The following is a 1226-nucleotide window of genomic DNA, read 5'->3' as shown; positions in this document are numbered from 1 at the left end:
GGCGATGTTGTCGAGAAAAGCCATCCGCTGGTACCAGACCGCGAGCGGCGCCAGCGAGAACAACAGGACCGCGGTGGCCGAGAAAACCCGTCGCAACGTCAGCCGACGGCCCAGCAGATAAAGCAGCGCGCAGCTCACCAGGTGAACGACGAACATACATTCACGGGCGGCGGCCACCGCTGTCGGCGCCCGCTCGAACGCGTGCGTGAACGTCGTGTAGACGGCGATGAGCAGCCATCCCCCGAAGGGATGATCGTACCAGTAGGTGTAGTGGGCGATTTGGCCCCAGTACTCCATGGCATATGCCTGCGCCGTGTAGGTGCCCTCGTCGTCGTTGATGCGGCCGGGCCAGCCGTCCTGGTTGATGCCGTGTACGAGCCCGCAGACGACGAGAACCACGGCGAGGATGATGATGCTCTGCCAGTGCGCCAGCAACCAGACCGAGATCCGGTCGCGGGCGGCCGTGACGGAGTCGACGAACCCGCCGAACCGACGGCCACGCCGGCTGCCGGCCGGCTCCGTGCCGCTGCCGGTGCCGGTGCCGCGGTCGAGAAGCGGAAGCGTGCTGGTGGTCAAAGAACCCCCTCGAACGACTCGGGGAACTGCGCCCCGGGCGGCGCGAAAACACGCTCGCTTCGCCGTTGGCCCTTGCGTGGTTCAGGGAGCTGAACCTCCGGGAGCTGCCGGATCGGCTCCCGGAGCTCACCGGGTGGCTGCCGGGCCTCCCCGATCGGCTTGGCCGGTCTGGCGGCGACCCCGGTTCCGACGGGAATTCCCGGCCTGGCCGCGATCACTGATTCCGCGGGAATCCCGGACCGGACCGGGACACCGGGCGTGAGAACAGGCTCGCGGTGGCTTCGGAGCGCCGGCCGCGGCACCGCCGGTGTCACCACGTGGTGGGCGCCGACATGCGTCGTCTTCTCCCATTCAAGTTTTCGCTGGAACAGCCGCACGACGGCCCGCAGCGCCGCCAGCGACAGCACGAGCTGGTAGACCGGCGCGCTGGCTATCAGCCGGGCGCTGTCCAGCGGAGTCACCCTGATCCGGTATGCGTCGGCGAACTCCCGGAAGGCGGCCTCCTCGGTGAGCGTCAGCATCAGCATCGCGAGCAGCGGCAGCCAGAATATGATCACAATACCCACCGGGGCGCTCAGGAAGAACGTGAGCAGCATGGAGGTCGGCAGGATCAGGCCGGCCAGGGCCTGGAAGAACGGCATCAACAGCAG

2 pseudogenes are annotated in these 1226 nt (G+C 67.9%); both read right to left on the bottom strand.

The features are described 5' to 3' along the window. Positions 1-576: pseudogene (locus AC5LSR_RS07170) on the bottom strand (4-amino-4-deoxy-L-arabinose transferase); the annotation flags it as partial. Next, positions 573-1226: pseudogene (locus AC5LSR_RS07165) on the bottom strand (glycosyltransferase family 2 protein); the annotation flags it as partial. The pseudogenes AC5LSR_RS07165 and AC5LSR_RS07170, both read right to left, overlap by 4 nt.

The organism is Protofrankia sp. CiP1_Cm_nod4 (genome assembly GCF_982290645.1).
Note: the sequence above shows the minus strand (reverse complement) of the source record. Positions and strands in the feature narration are given on the sequence as shown.